Annotated in this window: 13 protein-coding genes; 12 read left to right on the top strand and 1 reads right to left on the bottom strand. The window is 64.1% G+C overall.

Going from position 1 to position 16,606, the window contains the following annotated elements:
• Positions 1-32: 32 nt before the first annotated feature.
• Entirely contained in the window at positions 33-1,865 is a 1,833-nt protein-coding gene (glmS, locus tag ACVOK8_RS01960) for a glutamine--fructose-6-phosphate transaminase (isomerizing) (RefSeq protein ID WP_481565328.1), read from the bottom strand.
• A gap of 215 nt (positions 1,866-2,080) precedes the next feature.
• On the opposite strand from glmS, the gene ACVOK8_RS01955 reads away from it, so the two are divergent.
• The 12 genes from ACVOK8_RS01955 (at position 2,081) to ACVOK8_RS01900 (ending at position 16,606) form a co-directional block, all read left to right on the top strand.
• Positions 2,081-3,349 carry an efflux RND transporter periplasmic adaptor subunit gene (locus tag ACVOK8_RS01955; protein WP_481565327.1) on the top strand — a complete coding sequence of 423 codons (1,269 nt, stop codon included), beginning with the start codon at positions 2,081-2,083 and terminating at the stop codon, positions 3,347-3,349.
• Between the two features lie 199 nt (positions 3,350-3,548).
• On the top strand, positions 3,549-4,274 hold the full coding sequence (locus ACVOK8_RS01950) for an ABC transporter ATP-binding protein (RefSeq protein ID WP_296247631.1): 726 nt from the start codon (positions 3,549-3,551) through the stop codon (positions 4,272-4,274).
• Between the two features lie 10 nt (positions 4,275-4,284).
• Positions 4,285-5,616, top strand: coding sequence for an ABC transporter permease (locus ACVOK8_RS01945; RefSeq protein ID WP_481565326.1), 1,332 nt, complete (start codon positions 4,285-4,287; stop codon positions 5,614-5,616).
• Between the two features lie 3 nt (positions 5,617-5,619).
• Positions 5,620-6,843: an ABC transporter permease gene (locus ACVOK8_RS01940; RefSeq protein ID WP_481565324.1), complete on the top strand. Its 1,224-nt coding sequence runs from the start codon at positions 5,620-5,622 to the stop codon at positions 6,841-6,843.
• Positions 6,844-6,860: 17 nt separating this feature from the next.
• Positions 6,861-8,165 (top strand): ABC transporter permease, encoded by a 1,305-nt coding sequence (locus ACVOK8_RS01935; RefSeq protein ID WP_481565323.1) that lies wholly within the window; start codon positions 6,861-6,863, stop codon positions 8,163-8,165.
• 128 nt (positions 8,166-8,293) lie between these two features.
• Positions 8,294-9,517: an ABC transporter permease gene (locus ACVOK8_RS01930; RefSeq protein ID WP_296247626.1), complete on the top strand. Its 1,224-nt coding sequence runs from the start codon at positions 8,294-8,296 to the stop codon at positions 9,515-9,517.
• A 22-nt stretch (positions 9,518-9,539) separates the two neighbouring features.
• Positions 9,540-10,850 (top strand): ABC transporter permease, encoded by a 1,311-nt coding sequence (locus ACVOK8_RS01925; RefSeq protein ID WP_481565322.1) that lies wholly within the window; start codon positions 9,540-9,542, stop codon positions 10,848-10,850.
• Between the two features lie 61 nt (positions 10,851-10,911).
• Entirely contained in the window at positions 10,912-12,129 is a 1,218-nt protein-coding gene (locus tag ACVOK8_RS01920; RefSeq protein WP_481565321.1) for an ABC transporter permease, read from the top strand.
• A gap of 31 nt (positions 12,130-12,160) precedes the next feature.
• Positions 12,161-12,652 carry a nuclear transport factor 2 family protein gene (locus ACVOK8_RS01915; RefSeq protein ID WP_481565320.1) on the top strand — a complete coding sequence of 164 codons (492 nt, stop codon included), beginning with the start codon at positions 12,161-12,163 and terminating at the stop codon, positions 12,650-12,652.
• Positions 12,649-13,980, top strand: coding sequence for an ABC transporter permease (locus ACVOK8_RS01910; protein WP_481565319.1), 1,332 nt, complete (start codon positions 12,649-12,651; stop codon positions 13,978-13,980). The genes ACVOK8_RS01915 and ACVOK8_RS01910 overlap by 4 nt, the downstream gene beginning before the upstream one ends.
• Positions 13,981-13,993: 13 nt before the next feature.
• Positions 13,994-15,214, top strand: a complete 1,221-nt coding sequence (locus tag ACVOK8_RS01905; protein ID WP_481565318.1) for an ABC transporter permease — start codon at positions 13,994-13,996, stop codon at positions 15,212-15,214.
• A gap of 54 nt (positions 15,215-15,268) precedes the next feature.
• Entirely contained in the window at positions 15,269-16,606 is a 1,338-nt protein-coding gene (locus tag ACVOK8_RS01900) for a sigma-54-dependent transcriptional regulator (protein ID WP_481565317.1), read from the top strand.

Raw genomic sequence — 16,606 nt, 5'->3', positions numbered from 1 at the left:
GTAGGCCCGGTTACGCTCCTGTGACACCTGGGTTACTCCACGGTAACGCTCTTGGCCAGGTTGCGCGGCTTGTCCACGTCGGTGCCGCGTGCCAGGGCGGTGTGGTAGGCCAGCATCTGCACCGGGATGGTGTGGACGATGGCACTGAGCACGCCGGCATGGCGCGGGGTGCGGATCACATGCACGCCCTCGGAGGCATTGAAGTTGCTGTCCTGGTCGGTGAACACGAACAGCTCACCGCCGCGCGCACGCACTTCCTGCATGTTGGACTTCACCTTCTCCAACAGGCTGTCATTGGGGGCGATCACCACTACCGGCATTTCCGCATCCACCAGCGCCAGCGGGCCGTGCTTGAGCTCGCCGGCCGGGTAGGCCTCGGCGTGGATATAGGAGATTTCCTTGAGCTTGAGCGCGCCTTCCAGCGCGATCGGGTAATGCAGGCCACGGCCGAGGAACAGCGCGTTCGACTTGCCGGCAAAACGCTCAGCCCAGGTCGCAATCTGCGGCTCCAGGTTCAAGGCGTGCTGCACGCTACCCGGCAGATGGCGCAGCTGCTCCAGGTAGTCCGCTTCCTGCGCGGCATCGACCTTGCCGTGCAGCTTGCCCAGCACCACGGTCAGCTGGAACAGCGCGGCCAGCTGAGTGGTGAAGGCCTTGGTCGAGGCCACGCCGATTTCGGCACCGGCACGGGTGTAGCAGACCAGCTCGCTGGCACGCGGGATGGCGCTTTCCGGCACGTTGCAGATCGACAGCGTGTGCGTGTGGCCCAGCGACTTGGCGTACTTGAGCGCTTCCATCGTGTCCAGGGTTTCGCCGGACTGGGAGATGGTGACGATCAGGTGCTTGGGATTGGCGTAGGCGGCGCGGTAGCGGTATTCGCTGGCGATTTCCACGCTGCACGGCAGGCCGGAGATGGCTTCGATCCAGTAGCGCGCGGTCAGGCCAGCGTAGTAGCTGGTGCCGCAGGCCAGGATCTGCACGCCTTCGATGTCCTTGAACACCGCTTCGGCATTCTGCCCGAACAGGCTTGCCGGGAAACCACCGGCATCAATCGCTGCCTCGACGGTGTCCGCCAGCGCGCGCGGCTGCTCGTGGATTTCCTTCTGCATGAAGTGGCGGTACGGGCCCAGCTCCAACGAGGCCAGCGATACATCCGACATACGCTGTTCGCGCTGCGCCGGTGCATTGTTGGCATCGAATACACGCACGCCCTGGCGGGTCAGCTCAGCGGTATCGCCCTCTTCCAGGAACATCACCCGACGGGTGGCCTGCAGGATGGCCGATACGTCGGAGGCAACGAAATTCTCGCCATCGCCAAGGCCGATCAGCAGCGGGCAGCCCATGCGTGCCACCACCATGCGCTCGGGCTCGTTCTCACTGATCACCGCCAGCGCGTAGGCACCGGTCAATTCCTTGACCGTGCGCTGCAGGGCGCTGAGAAGGTCGTGTTGATCGGCCTTGAGGTGATGGTGGATCAGGTGGGCGATGACTTCGGTATCGGTCTGTGACTCGAACACGTAACCCAGCGCCAGCAGCTTCTCACGCTGCTCCTCGTGATTCTCGATGATGCCGTTATGCACCAGCGCCACACCCTGGCTGATATGCGGATGGGCATTGGACTCGGTGACGCCACCATGGGTAGCCCAGCGGGTATGGCCGATGCCCATGGCCGAATGGAACTGCTCGGCAATGGCTGCGCCTTCCATTTCGGCAACACGACCGGTGCGACGCACGCGGCGGATGTGCTCGGCATCGAGCACAGCTATTCCAGAAGAATCGTAGCCGCGGTATTCCAGCCGCTTGAGTCCTTCAATCAGTACCGGAACCACATCGCGATCCGCGATCGCTCCCACAATGCCGCACATAGCCTATCCATTGGTGATTACGAACGGACATTCTAAGCCAGCTGGATCAGACAACCAGCGGACATGCCGGGACATCGACCGGCGGACACTGTCCGCACGAGCGTCCGCGGACACCCGGACACTCACAACGATGAATGTTTTTCAAACAAATTCAATCACTTGGAGTTGGCACGCGACCTGCTTAATGGATAACAAACCCAGCAGCGAAGCCGACGATGATCCGCGACACCTCCGCCCAGGACCAGGTAAGTACCCAGCGCCCGCAACCCGTGTGGCGGCGTTACATGTGGCCTGCAGTGATCACCGCGGTGGTGGTGGCAGGCATCGGTTACGTCGTCAGCAACTGGCTGGGCGCCAGCCGCTCCTTCGACGGTGACCGCCTGCGCATTGCCGAGGTCAAGCGCGGCGACCTGGTCCGCGACATCGCTGCCGACGGCCGCGTCATCGCCGCCAACAGCCCCGTGCTGTACGCCATCTCCGCCGGCACCGTGACCCTGAAGGTGGTCGCCGGTGACGTGGTCAAACAGGGCCAGGAGCTGGCGGTGATCGACAGCCCGGAACTGCGCAGCAAGCTGGCACAGGAACAGGCGACGCTGGCCGGCCTGGAGGCCGAAGCCAGCCGCGCCGCACTGGATGCCACCTTGGCCCGCGCCACCGGGGCGAAACTGTCCGACCAGGCTGGACTGGTACGCACCGCTGCCGAGCGCGACCTGCAACGCTATCAGCGCGGCTTTGATGGTGGTGCGGTGCCGCAGGTCGACCTGGCCAAGGCCCAGGACGAACTGAAGAAGGCCCAGATCGAACTGCAGCACGCCCAGCAGGACGCCAGCCTGCAGAGCCAGGGGGCGAGCCTGGACGCGCGCAACAAGCGCTTGATGGCGGATCGTCAGGAAGCCGTGGTGGCTGAAGTGAAGCGTCAGGTCGATGCACTGACCCTGCGCGCACCGTTCGATGGCCAGGTCGGCCAGGTACAGGCCACCCAACACACCCAGGTCGCCACCAACGCACCGATCCTCGGCGTGGTCGATCTGTCGCGCTTCGAGATCGAGATCAAGGTGCCGGAAAGCTTCGCCCGTGACCTGGCCATCGGCATGCCTGCACAGCTGACCAGCGGTTCCGGCCAGCCGTTCCCGGGCGAAATCGCCGCGGTGTCGCCGGAAGTGGTCAACGGCGAAGTCGTCGCCCGCCTGCGCTTCTCCGACAAGCAGCCGCCGGGCCTGCGCCAGAGCCAGCGCATGAGCGCACGCATCCTGCTGGACACCCGCAACAACGTGCTCAAGGTTGAGCGTGGCCCGTTCGTCGAGCAGTCCGGTGGTCGCTATGCCTATGTCGTCAGCGGCGGTACCGCGGTGCGTCGTCCGATCCAGACCGGCGTCAGCAGCCTTGGCGAAGTCGAGATCGTCTCCGGCCTGCAGCCTGGCGAAAAGATCGTTGTCTCCGGTGCCGACCTGTTCGGTGATATCGAGCGCGTATCGATCAATTGATAGGGGCCGGGAATGGGGATCCGGGAATCGTGACGGGAAACAGCTGCAGGCGTCCGGGTTGTCGTGAACCCTGCCGCCCACGCTGCCACCCTCGAATTCCCGCCCCCATCACCGGACCTGGCTACACCCATTCAAACGCAGTCCCGGCACTCCGCTCCCGCTCCACCTTCCACATTCCCCGTCGCTGAAAGGAATACCCATGCTTCATATGCAATCCGTCTCCAAGGTCTTCCGTACCGAGCAGGTCGAAACCCATGCGCTGCGTTCGCTGGACCTGCATGTGCGCGAAGGCGAGTTTGTCGCGGTCACCGGCCCGTCGGGTTCGGGCAAGACCACCTTCCTCAACATTGCCGGCCTGCTGGAAACCTTCACCAGCGGCCAGTACCTGCTCGATGGCCAGGACGTCAGCCACCTCGGCGATGACGCCCGCTCGCGCCTGCGCAACCAGAAGATCGGCTTCATCTTCCAGGGCTTCAACCTGATCCCCGACCTCAACCTGTTCGACAACGTCGATGTACCGCTGCGCTACCGCGGCATGCCCTCGGCTGAGCGCAAGCAGCGCATCGAAAAGGCCTTGAGCGATGTCGGTCTGGGTTCGCGCATGAAGCACTACCCGGCCGAGCTGTCCGGCGGTCAGCAGCAGCGCGCTGCTATCGCCCGCGCCCTCGCGGGTAGCCCGCGTCTGCTGCTGGCCGACGAACCGACCGGTAACCTCGATACGCAGATGGCACGTGGCGTGATGGAGCTGCTGGAAGAGATCAACAGCCAGGGCACCACCATCGTCATGGTGACCCATGATCCGGAACTGGCTGCACGCGCCCAGCGCAACGTGCACATCGTCGACGGCCAGGCCACCGACCTGATCCGCGAGCCGGTGCTGGCACACGCCGCACGCATCGCCGCTGTCGCCGACAACCAGGGCTGAGCCAACGATCATGTCGCTGTTCGCCTACCACCTCCGCCAAGGCCTGCGCAGCCTGCGCCGCACCCCCGTGCTGACCGCACTGATGGTGCTGTCGATTGCGATGGGCATTGGCGCGTCGATGACCACGCTGACGGTAAAGCATCTGCTCTCGGGCGATCCCCTGCCCGGGCGCAGTGCGCAGGTCTATTACCCGCAGCTGGACGCATCGCCGCGTGGAGAGCGGGCCCGCAGCGAACCGTTGGACATGCTCGACTACACCTCGGCAACGGACCTGTGGCGTGATGGTCCGGCCGACCGCAAGGTTTTGGTGGTGGACAGCCCCGTCAAGTTATCCGCTCCCGGTAGCCAAGTGCCGGCGATGATGACGACGTTGCTGTCCACCACCTCCGATTTCTTCCCGATGTTCCAGGCACCAATGGCCTATGGTGCCGGCTGGTCGGCCGAGGATGATCAGCGCCGCGCCCGCGTGGCGGTGATCTCTTCGGAACTGAACCAGCGTCTGTTCGACGGCAAGGACAGCACCGGCAAGATGCTGCGCATCCGCGACAGCGAAGTACGCATCATCGGCGTGCTCAAGCCGTGGCGTCCGTCGCCGCTGTTCTACACCGTGGCCGGCGGCCGCTTTGCGCAGGGCGATACGGCCGACTATTACCGGCCGGTCGAAGACGTGATGGTGCCGTTCTTCACCGGCCTGCAGATCAACGCCGGCAACTTCCAGCAGTTCACCTGCAACACGCTGCCGGAGAAGCCGGGCCACCTGGAAAACACCGATTGCGTCTGGCTGCAGTTGTGGGTGCAGCTGGACAACGCCGCAAAAGTTGCCGCCTACCAGCAGCACCTGCAGGCCTATGTGCAGCAGCAACAGCAGCTGGGCCGCATCAGCCAGCCAGAGCTGGTGCGCCTGCGCAGCCTGATGGAGTGGATGGACTACAACGGCGTGGTGCCACGCGATGTGAAGCTGCAGGCATGGATGGCCATTGCCTTCCTGGTTATCTGCCTGTTCAACACCATCGGCCTGCTGCTGGCCAAATTCCTGCGTCGCACCGGCGAAATCGGCGTGCTGCGTGCACTCGGTGCTACCCGCACAATGGTGTTCCAGCAGTGCCTGATCGAAGCAGCCCTGATTGGTGTTGGCGGCGCCGTGCTGGGACTGCTGTTCACCCTGGTCGGTTTGTGGAGCATCCGCCAGCAGCCATTGGCCTATGCCGACATGGTGCAGCTGGACATGAGCATGCTTGGCCTCACCTTCGCCACCGCGGTAACGACCACCGTTCTTGCTGGACTGCTGCCGGCGCTGCGCGCCGCCCGCATCGATCCGGCCCTGCAGATCAAGGCGCTGTAAGCGATGACCCTGGACATCAAACCCATCATCAGCACACTGTCGCGGCATCGCATCGCCGCCAGCCTGATCGTGCTGGAAATCGCACTGGCCTGCGCGGTGCTGTGCAATGCCTTGTTCCTGGCCGCCTCGCGGATGGAGCTGATCGGCATGAACAGCGGCGTCGACGAAGCATCCATCGCAACGCTGAGCTTGCTCGACTGTGAATCCTGCAGCGAGGTGGACATCAACAGCCGTTGGCTGCAACAGCTGCGCGGCCAGGCCGGCGTGCAGGCGGTGGGCGTGCTCAACGCCGTGCCGTTCGGCCAGCGCGCCGGCACTGCCGGTGTCTCGCTGGATCAGGAAGGCAAGCACCATGGCGGCGTGCCGCATTTCTACACGATGGACGCGGGCGCCATCGATGCCTTGCAGTTGAAGCCGGTGCAGGGCCGCATGTTCAGCGACGCCGACTACCAGCCGGTGGAGAATTTCCTGCCCGCGCACGCCCAGGTATGGATCACCCAGGCCTTTGCCAGGCATCTGTGGCCCGGCCAGGATCCGCTGGGCAAGCAGCTGTGGATGGGCGACTACCAGCTCACCGTGGCCGGCGTACTGGCGCATTTCTCGCGCCCGGACCCGGGCCGCAGCGAGAACGGCCTCGCCGGCATGGAGTGGTCGGTGATCGTACCGGTAACCACCGATGCGCAGGCCGGCACCTATGTAATCCGCGCCAACCCGCGTGACCTGCAACGTATCGTCAGCGACGCCGTCGCCGCCGCCCCGAAAGTCACGCCGGAGGCAATCATCTCCGCCGACTACAGCAAGACGCTGCAGCAACTGCGCGAGGTCTACTTCCAGCAGGACCGCAGCATGACGCGCCTGCTGCTGGGCATCTGCCTGGTGATGCTGCTGGTCACCGCGCTCGGCATCATCGGCCTGGCCAGCTTCTGGGTACAGCAACGTACCAAACAGATCGGCGTGCGCCGTGCCCTGGGTGCGACCCGGCGCCAGATCATCAGCTACTTCCAGACCGAGAACCTGTTGCTGACCAGCGCCGGCATCGTGCTCGGCATGCTGCTGGCCTACACCGGCAACCAGTTGTTGATGCATTACTTCGAGATTCCCCGGCTGCCGCTGTACTACCTGCCGCTGGGTGCCGTACTGCTGTGCTTGTTGGGCCAGGCCGCCGTCATCGGCCCTGCCCTGCGCGCTGCTTCCATCCCGCCCATCGTCGCCACCCGCAGCGCCTGAGCTGCCAAGGATCGTCCATGTTCAGTTACTACTTCAAACTTGCGCTGCGCAGCTTCGGCCGCAACAAGATCCTGACCGCGCTGATGGTGCTGGCCATCGCGCTAGGCATCGGCGCGGCGATGACCACCTTGACCGTGTTCAAGGTGCTGTCCGGCGACCCGATCCCGCACAAGAGTGATCGTCTGTTCTATGTGCAGTTGGATCCCTACACCAAGGAAGGCTACAAGCCGGGCGAAGAGCCCGAAATGCAGATGACGCGATTTGACTCCGAAGAACTGCTGCGGCAGAAGAAGGCGCCGCGTCAGGCGATGATGACCGGCGGTAGCGGCATCGTCGACCCGCGCATCGACGCACTCAAGCCCTTCAGCATCAGCATGCGCTACACCTCGGCCGACTTCTTCCCGATGTTCGATACGCCGTTTGCGTTCGGCCAGGGCTGGAGTGGCGATGAGGACCAGGGCCGCAGCCGCGTCGCGGTGATCAGCGATACCCTCAATGACAAGCTGTTCAAGGGCGAGAACAGCGTCGGCAAGGAAGTGCTGGTCGAAGGCAATGCCATGCGCATCGTCGGCGTACTCAAGGAATGGAAGCCCGCCCCAAAGTTCTACGACCTGTACTCGGGCAAGTTCGACTCCGAGGAAGATGTCTACCTGCCCTTCAGCACCGCACTGGAGCTCAAGCTGGGCCGCAATGGCAGCATGAACTGCTTCGGCCGCGAGCTGGTCAATGACGCCACCGCAGTGAACGTGCCGTGCTCGTGGATCCAGTACTGGGTCGAGCTGAACTCGCCTGGTGATGCCAAGGACTTCAAGGCCTACCTGGACAACTACTCCGAACAGCAGCGCGCTGCTGGCCGCTTCGAGCGCCCGGCCAACACCCGCCTGCGTGATGTGATGGACCTGATGGAATACCGCAATGCAGTGCCGGGCGACGTGCGCCTGCAGATGTGGCTGGCCTTCGGCTTCCTGCTGGTCTGCCTGGTCAATACCGTTGGCCTGCTGCTGGCCAAGTTCCTGCGTCGCAGCGGCGAGATCGGCGTGCGCCGTGCATTGGGCGCCAGCCGCGCCGAAATCTTCAAACAGTGCCTGATCGAGGCCGGCACGATTGGTTTGGCCGGTGGCCTGCTCGGCTTGGTGTTTGCACTGTTCGGCTTGTGGGCGGTGCGTCAGCGCCCGGCCGAGTACGCCTCGCTGGCTCACCTGGACGGCTCAATGCTGCTGATCACCTTCGCGCTGGCAGTGTTCGCCAGCATGCTCGCCGGCATCCTGCCCGCCTGGCGCGCCATGCAGGTAGCTCCAGCACTGCAACTCAAGAGCCAGTAACGCGAATACCTCTTCCCTTGCGCAAAGCGCAGGGGAGGGCCGGAAAGGGGTGCTTCGGCAGTTGCGGTCGCCCTCGCCCCTTCCAACAAAAACCCATTCCCAGCGTCACGCCTCCCCGGAGACACCTCATGGAAATCCGTCCCATCCTCTCCACGCTGTCGCGGCACAAGACAGCCGCCGCGCTGATCGTGCTGGAGATCGCGCTGAGCTGCGCCATCATCTGCAACGCGCTGTTCATCGTGTCGCAGCGCATCGACGCCATGCAGCTGGCCAGCGGCATCGATGACAACCACCTGATCGAGATCGGCCTGAGTGGCATCGGTGAACAGGTCGATGCCGACGCCCGCACCGCCGAGGACATCGCCTCGCTGCGTGGCATTCCCGGCGTCGAGAGCGTGGCCATCGTCAACCAGCTGCCGTTCCAGGGCGGCTCCTGGAACACATCGTTGGCCGCCACTGCGGAGCCCGAAGCGCAGTCGATCAATGGTGCCCAGTACATGGTTGGCGAGAACGCGCTCAAGACCCTTGGAGTCAAGCTGGTCGCCGGCCGCGATTTCAATGCCGATGAGTACCAGAGCAGTGATGTGCTTGAGAAAGTGGAAGACCTAGGCAAGCTGAAAGCGCCAGCTATCCTCACCGAAGCCATGGCCAAGCAGTTCTTCCCGGACGGCAATGCGGTTGGCAAGACCCTGTATATGGCCAACATACCGGTCACCGTGGTGGGCGTGGCGCAGACCCTGCTGCGCCCGAACATGCAGAACAACAACCGCACGTATTCGATCATCTTCCCGATCCGCATGAATTTCTCGAACGGCGGCCGTTACATCCTGCGCGTCACCGAGCAGGGACGCCGTGATGAGGTGCTGAAGCAGGCATTGGCGACGCTGGACAAGAACGATCCAAACCGCCTGGTCTGGACCAAGCAGACCGTTGAGGAGAAGCGTGCCAAGAACTTCGCCAATGACCGCGACATGATCGGCCTGCTGCTGATCGTCAGTGGTCTGCTGTTGCTGGTAACCGCGTTGGGCATCATCGGCCTGGCCAGCTTCTGGGTGCAGCAGCGCACCAAGCAGATCGGCATCCGCCGTGCCCTGGGTGCTACCCGCGCGCAGATCCTGCGCTACTTCCAGACCGAGAACTTCCTGCTCGCCGGCATCGGCATCGTGGTCGGCATGCTGCTGGCTTACCTGCTCAACCAGTGGCTGATGGGCCGCTACGAGCTGCCACGCTTGCCGCTGCTGTACCTGCCGGTTGGCGCAGTGCTGCTGTGGCTGCTCGGCCAGATTGCGGTGTTCGGCCCGGCCCGCAAGGCGGCATCGATTCCACCGGCGGTGGCCACCCGCAGCACCTGATCCATCGGCTCAAGGAAGGGACATGTTCGGCTATTACCTGCAATTGGCGTGGCGCGGCTTCGGCCGCAACAAGGTGCTGACCACCTTGATGGTGCTGACCATCGCAGTCGGCATCGGCGCGACCATGACCACCCTTGGCCTGTACTTCGTACTGTCAGGGGATCCAATTCCAGGCAAGAGCCAGCAGCTGTTCTACCCGCAGCTGGAGCCGCGCAGCCTGGGCAAGGACGCCACGCTGGAATCGGATCCTCTGGCACAGATGACCCGCTACGACGCCGAGGAGTTGCTACGGCAGAAGCGCGGCGATCGACAGGCACTGATGTCGGCCGGCTCGGTGACGGTGCTGCCTACCGGCAACACCGCACAGCCGTTCCGGGTGATGACACGCTATACCTCGGCTGACTTCTTCCCGATGTTCGAGGTGCCACTGGCCGCTGGCAATGCCTGGAGCGCGGGCGAGGATGATGGCCGTGCCTTGGTTGCCGTCATCGACCGCAAACTGGCGCAACGGCTGTACGGCACGGAGAACGCCATCGGCAAGCAACTGCGCCTGCCGCAAGGTGTGTTCCAGGTGGTCGGCGTGCTTGGCAACTGGAAGCCGACGCCGCGCTTCTATGACCTGACCAGCCAGCGTTATGGCGGCGACGAACAGGTCCTGCTGCCGTTCTCCACCTCGCGCGCATTGGCCTTGGATACCCAGGGAAGCATGAACTGCTGGGGCAGCAGCGAAGATGGCGAAGGCAACCGCGGCCTGACCGCGCCCTGTGCCTGGCTGCAGTACTGGGTGCAGCTGGACACGTCGGACAAGGCCCGCGATTACCTGAAATACCTGGCTGACTATTCCGATAGCCAGCGCGCCAGTGGCCGCTTCGAGCGCCCCACCAATGTGCGCCTGTATGACGTGATGGGCTGGCTGGACTTCAACCGCATCGTACCCAACGACGTGCGCCTGCAGATGTGGTTGGCCTTCGGCTTCCTGTTGGTCTGCCTGATCAACACGGTGAGCCTGCTGCTGGCCAAGTTCCTGCGCCGCAGTGGCGAGATCGGCATACGCCGGTCGCTGGGTGCTTCGCGCACGGACATCTTCAAACAATGCCTGACCGAAGCCGGCCTCATCGGCCTGGCCGGCGGTTTGCTGGGGCTCGGTTTTGCGGCGCTCGGCCTGTGGCTGATCCGCCAGCAACCGGACGAGTACGCACAGTTGGCGCGGATGGACGTCAGCACCTTGTGGATGACCTTCGTTCTGGCCGTTGGTGTGAGCCTGCTTGCGGGGCTGCTGCCAGCCTGGCGGGCAATGCAGATCCCACCTGCATTGCAGCTCAAGAGCCAATGACGCGATGGCATTGAATCCATCCAGCAGCCAACGGCGGCTTGCCTCGCCACGGAGAACTCCCTTGGACATCCGCCCCATCCTGTCGATGCTGTCCCGGCACAAGATCGCCGCGTTGCTGGTCATATTCGAGATCGCGATCAGCTGCGCCATCATCTGCAATGCGGTTTTCATCATCAGTAACCGCATCGCACAGATCCAACTGCACAGCGGCGTGGCCGAAGACGAGCTGGTCTACCTGGCCACCAGCAGCCTGCTGCCCGACGTCAACTACGATGCCCTGCGCAAGCAGGATCTGGCCGCACTTGCTGCAGTCCCAGGCGTGAAGGCCGTCAGCAGCATCAACCAGATTCCCTATGGCGACAATGTCTGGGGCTCGGGCATACGCCTGCAGCCAGACCAGAGCCGTCCCAGCGTGCATGCATCCAATTACATGGACGACGGCCAACTGCTGCCGACCTTCGGCCTGCAGCTGCGCGAAGGCCGTGGCTTCAAGCCCGACGAGTATCTTGAGAACAGCGCCTTCGCTGTTGGCGACGGCGCTCCGTTGGTACCCAGCGTGCTGTTGAGTCAGTCGCTGGCCACGTTTCTGTTTCCGGATGGCAATGCGCTGGACAGCAACATCTATGTCTGGGGCAGCAAGCCCACGCAGGTGGTTGGCGTGATCGAGGACCTGCTGGCTCCGGGCGAGGCCACGGAGTTCGGCAACCGCTTCAACAGCATGGTGTTTCCGATCCGGGTCTCCAACGGCGCCTACGCGCTGCGCACCAGTCCGGAGCAGCGCGAGGCCGTGCTCAAGGCCGCCATCGCGGCACTCAACAAGGCCGACCCCAACCGTATCATCGAGCAACAGGGCACGCTGTCGCGGATGCGCGACGACTTCCATCACCGCGATCGCTCGGTGATCTGGCTGCTGCTGGCGGTGAGCATCGCGCTGCTGGCGGTAACCGCGTTCGGCATCGTCGGGCTTGCCAGCTTCTGGGTGCAGCAGCGTACTCGCCAGATCGGCATCCGCCGTGCCCTGGGTGCTACCCGCAGACACATCCTTCGCTCCTTCCAGCTGGAGAACCTGCTGCTTAGCAGTGCCGGCATCGTCCTTGGGCTGGTGCTGGCCTATGCGCTGAACCTGGTGCTGATGAGCCAATACGAGCTGCCGCGCCTGCCGCTGATCTACCTACCCATCGCAGCGCTGCTGCTGTTGTTGCTGGGCCAGTTCGCCGTGCTCGGCCCCGCGCGACGCGCAGCGGCCGTCCCACCTGCGGTAGCCACGCGTGCCGCCTGATTCTCTTCCACTGTTCGCCGGAGTCACCTCGATGAAAACCAAGTTGCCGTCCCTGCTGCTGATGCTGTGCTCGCTGCTGGTGATCCCAGCGCATGCAGCCGATGCTGACAATGCCAGCCTGCACGACACCATCGCCGCACTCGACCACGGCATGTTCGACAGCTTCAACCACTGCAGCGATCCAGCCCAGTTCGAAAAGCATGCGGGCTACTTCGACCCGGCGGTGGAGTTCTACCACGACAACGGCGGTGTCACCTGGACCCGCGAGGCCATGCTGGCAAACACCCGCAAGCATGTCTGCGGCAACTACACCCGGCAGCTGCTGCCGGGCACCCTGGAAGTGTTTCCGATCAAGGATTTCGGCGCGATCGCACGCGGCCAACACCAGTTCTGCGACCTCAAAGGCGAACACTGCGACGGTCTGGCCGACTTCGTCATCATCTGGCGTCTGCGCGATGATCAGTGGCAGGCAACGCGGGTACTCAGTTACGCACACCGCGCAGCGGCAAGACCCGCACCATGAACTACACGCTGGAAACCGGACTGCGCGGCTGCATCCGCCACCCAAGGACGATGGCTCTGGTAGTACTGACCCTGGCTCTGGGGCTGGCCTCGGTGATGACCATGTTGACCCTGTTGTCGGTGCTGGCGGCCGATCCCCTGCCCGGCATCAGCCAGAACCTGCATCTGGCCTGGGCCGACTCGCGTCAGGCGGCAAAAAGCGGTGAAAGCGACAGCTACGGCGATGGCACGCCGGTGCCGCCGCTGTGGAAATTGGCCGACGTGCAGGCGATGCGTCAGCTGCGCCCGGATGTCCCACAGGTGGCCTTGCTGACCGCGCCACTGACGGTCGGCAATACCGACAACACGCTCAGCAAGAATGTATCGGCAAGCCTGGCCATCGGGCCGATGCTGCCGGTATTCGGCGTGCCGCTGCGGCATGGCCGCTTCTGGAGCGCCGAGGAAGAAGCAGCACGCACGCCGGTGGTGATAATCAGCCGTGCACTCAGCCAGCACCTGCTGGGCCGCGAAGACGGCACCGGTGCCGAAATCCGCCTGGGCAAGCACAACTTCAGCGTCATCGGCATCAGCGAACGCTGGGCGCCCCGCCCACGTCCGCACTTCCTGCCTTCGTACAATGCCGGTTGGGAGGGCGACGGCGATGAGCTGTTCGGGCCCGCAGAAGCAGTACTGGCTTCGGGTGCGGAGATCACCAGCACCCGCATCTGTGATGGCAATGGCTTCGGCGGCTTCCGCTTCGATCAGATCGATACCCAGCAGTGCCGCTGGCTGGTGTTGTGGGCGGAACTCAAGGATGCGCAGCAGCGTGACAGCTATGCACAAAGCCTGCAGAGCTTTGCAGCAGATCGGCAAGCCGCAGGCATCTTCGCGCGCGCCCCCAACACCCACCTGCAATCGATGGCGCAATGGCTGCGCTTCAATCGGGTGGTGCCCGACAGCGTACGGCTGAATCTCTGGCTTGCAGCTGGTTTACTGGTGTTGTGCCTGGTCAATGTTGCCGGCCTGCTCGCAGCACGCTTCCTGCGTCGTGCCGGTGAGCATGGTGTGCGTCGTGTCCTGGGCGCACCGCGCCGCTCGATCATCGCCGCCTGCCTGGTGGAGTCCACCTTGGCCGGCTTGCTGGGTGGATTGCTGGCGTTGCCGCTGACGCTGGCTGGCCTGTGGCTGATGCGCCAACAGGGCGAAGCCTACTCATCACTGGCACAGCTGAGCCCGGCGCTATTTGTCGGCCTGCTGTTGATGGCGATAGTCACCGGCGTGGTGGTTGGTCTGCTGCCAGCCATCCGTGCTGCGCGCCAGGAACCCGCGTTGCAGGTCAAAACCCTATGAACAAGGCTATCGCATGAATCCGCTGCTCTCCTCCATGCGCCGCCAGCCGCTGATGCCCTGGTTGATCGTGCTGCAGATCACCGTGGCCTGCGCCATCCTCTGCAATACCTTGTTCCTGCTCGCGCAACAAGCAGGGCCGCTGTTGATCGACGATGGCATCGCCGACAAGGAAGTGATCGTCATCGACCAGATCGTGCGCCCGGATGGCAACTGGACCGCTGCACAAGCCAGCGCCGGTGCCGATGCATTGGCAGCGATTCCCGGCGTGAAGCGTGCCACCGCCGTGGTCGGTGCACCGATGCGCGAGACCTTGACCATGGTCTACGACCTCAAGTCAGCCAACGGCTCTACCGTGCAGGTCAGCGGATTCATCGGCAAGCAGCTGATCGACACGCTGGGCCTGCAGCTCAGCCGTGGCCGCGACTTCCTCGCCGACGAATACGCCGACCTGCAGCTCGGTGACGATGCCAACACTGCCAGCACGCCCATCATCATCACCGAGGCGTTGGGCCGAACCCTGTTCGACGGCAATCCGGTCGGGCAGGAACTCACCTCCGGTGATGGCGGCAGTCACTATGTAGTTGTCGGCGTTGTCGCCCACCTGCTGCGCTACCAGCTCAGCGAGCTGGACGACGGCAAGGCAGAGTACGCCATTCTGTTGCCGCGACGCCCGGCCGGCCTGCCACTGCTGAGTTTCGTGGTGCGCGCCGATACTGATCAGCGCGATGCGGTAATCAAAGCCGTACCCGGCGTACTGCAAACGACGTACGCCGGACAGATGGCCACTAGCTTCAACCCGGTCGTGTCCAGCTACGAACAGCTGCGCAGCAATGGCATGCGCAACCGCCGCGCGGCGGTATGGCTCTTGCTCACCGTCAATCTTGTTGTCGCCACGATCACCCTGATCGGCATCGCCAGCCTCAGCGGCTACTGGATCCAACAACGCACCCGTCAGATCGGCATTCGTCGCGCTCTGGGTGCTACCCGCAGCCAGGTGATACGCCAATTCCTGGCGGAGAATCTGTTGCTGACCGCTGCTGGCTTGCTGATGGGTCTGCTGCTGGCGTTGCTGATCAACCAGTGGTTGATGCAGCATTACGAGCTGCCACGGTTACCGTGGGCCTATCTGCTGGTCGCTGGCGGCTTGATGCTGCTGCTCGGGCAAGCTGCGGTCGCGACACCTGCCCGGCGTGCCGCACAGCTGCCACCTGCCAGCGCGACCCGCAGCGTGTAATGTGCTGACTTCAGCGTCCGCGCTGCGTCCCCCAATCTTCTTCTGCGACAACTGATGCCACAGATCCTGATCATCGACGACAACACCGCCGTGGCCACCGCGCTGGATGTGCTGTTCTCCCTGCACGACATCGACACCCGCCACGCAACCTCGCCCGAGCAGGGCCTGGCGATGCTGGCCGAGCATGAATTCGATCTGGTCCTGCAGGACATGAACTTCACCGCCGACACCACCTCCGGCGAGGAAGGCCAGGATCTGTTCCGGCGTATCCGCCAGGCGCACCCGGACCTGCCCGTCATCCTGCTTACTGCGTGGACGCACCTGGACAGTGCGGTGGAGCTGGTCAAAGCCGGTGCCTCCGACTATCTGGCCAAGCCCTGGGACGACGGCCGTCTGCTGACCACGGTCAACAACCTGCTGGAACTGGCCGAAGCGCGCCGCGAACTGGCTCGCCGCCGCGCCCGCGAGCAGCGCCAGCAGCAGGCGCTGCACGACCGCTACGATCTGCGCGGGCTGGTATTCGCCGACCCCTCCAGCGAGCGCATCATCGCCCTCGCCTGCCAGGTCGCGCGTTCGGAATTGCCGGTACTGATCACCGGCCCGAACGGCGCCGGCAAGGAGAAGATCGCCGAGATCATCCAGGCCAACTCCGTGCACAAGAAAGGCCCGTTTGTCGCGCTGAACTGCGGCGCCATCCCGTCCGAACTGATCGAGGCCGAGCTGTTCGGTACCGAGGCAGGTGCCTATACCGGTGCCAACAAGGCCCGCGAAGGCAAGTTCGAGGCCGCCGATGGCGGCACCTTGTTCCTCGACGAAATCGGCAACCTGTCACTGACCGGGCAGATGAAACTGCTGCGTGTACTGGAAACCGGCCGCTTCGAGCGGCTGGGCTCCAACCGCGAACGACAGGTCAAAGTGCGTGTGGTCAGTGCCACCAATGCCGATCTGCCGGCGATGATCCGCGCCGGCAGCTTCCGCGAAGATCTTTACTACCGGCTCAACACCGTCGAGCTGAGCCTGCCGGCGCTGGCCGAGCGCCGCGAGGACATCCTGCCGCTGGCCCAGTACTTCCTCGCCGATGGTAAGCCGCTGTCGGCACCGGCCTTGCAGGCGCTGCAGCGCCACAACTGGCCGGGCAATGTGCGCGAGCTGCGCAACGTGATCCAACGCGCCGCCCTGCTCGCCCAAGGCGCGCGCATCGAAGTCGCGGACCTGAACCTGCCACGCGCGCCGGCACGGCCTACCGCACCGGCCGACGAGCCCGACCGCGAACACATAGTCAGCGCCTTGGAACGTGCTGGCGGCGTCATTGCCCAGGCCGCCGCCGAGCTGGGTTTGAGCCGGCAGGCGCTGTACCGCCGCATGGATCGCCACGGCATCCCGCGCGAGTGA

The sequence above is a fragment of the Stenotrophomonas sp. STEN083 genome (genome assembly GCF_056759195.1).
The sequence above is the reverse complement of the archived record's forward strand: the minus strand, read 5'-3'. Positions and strand labels throughout refer to the sequence as shown.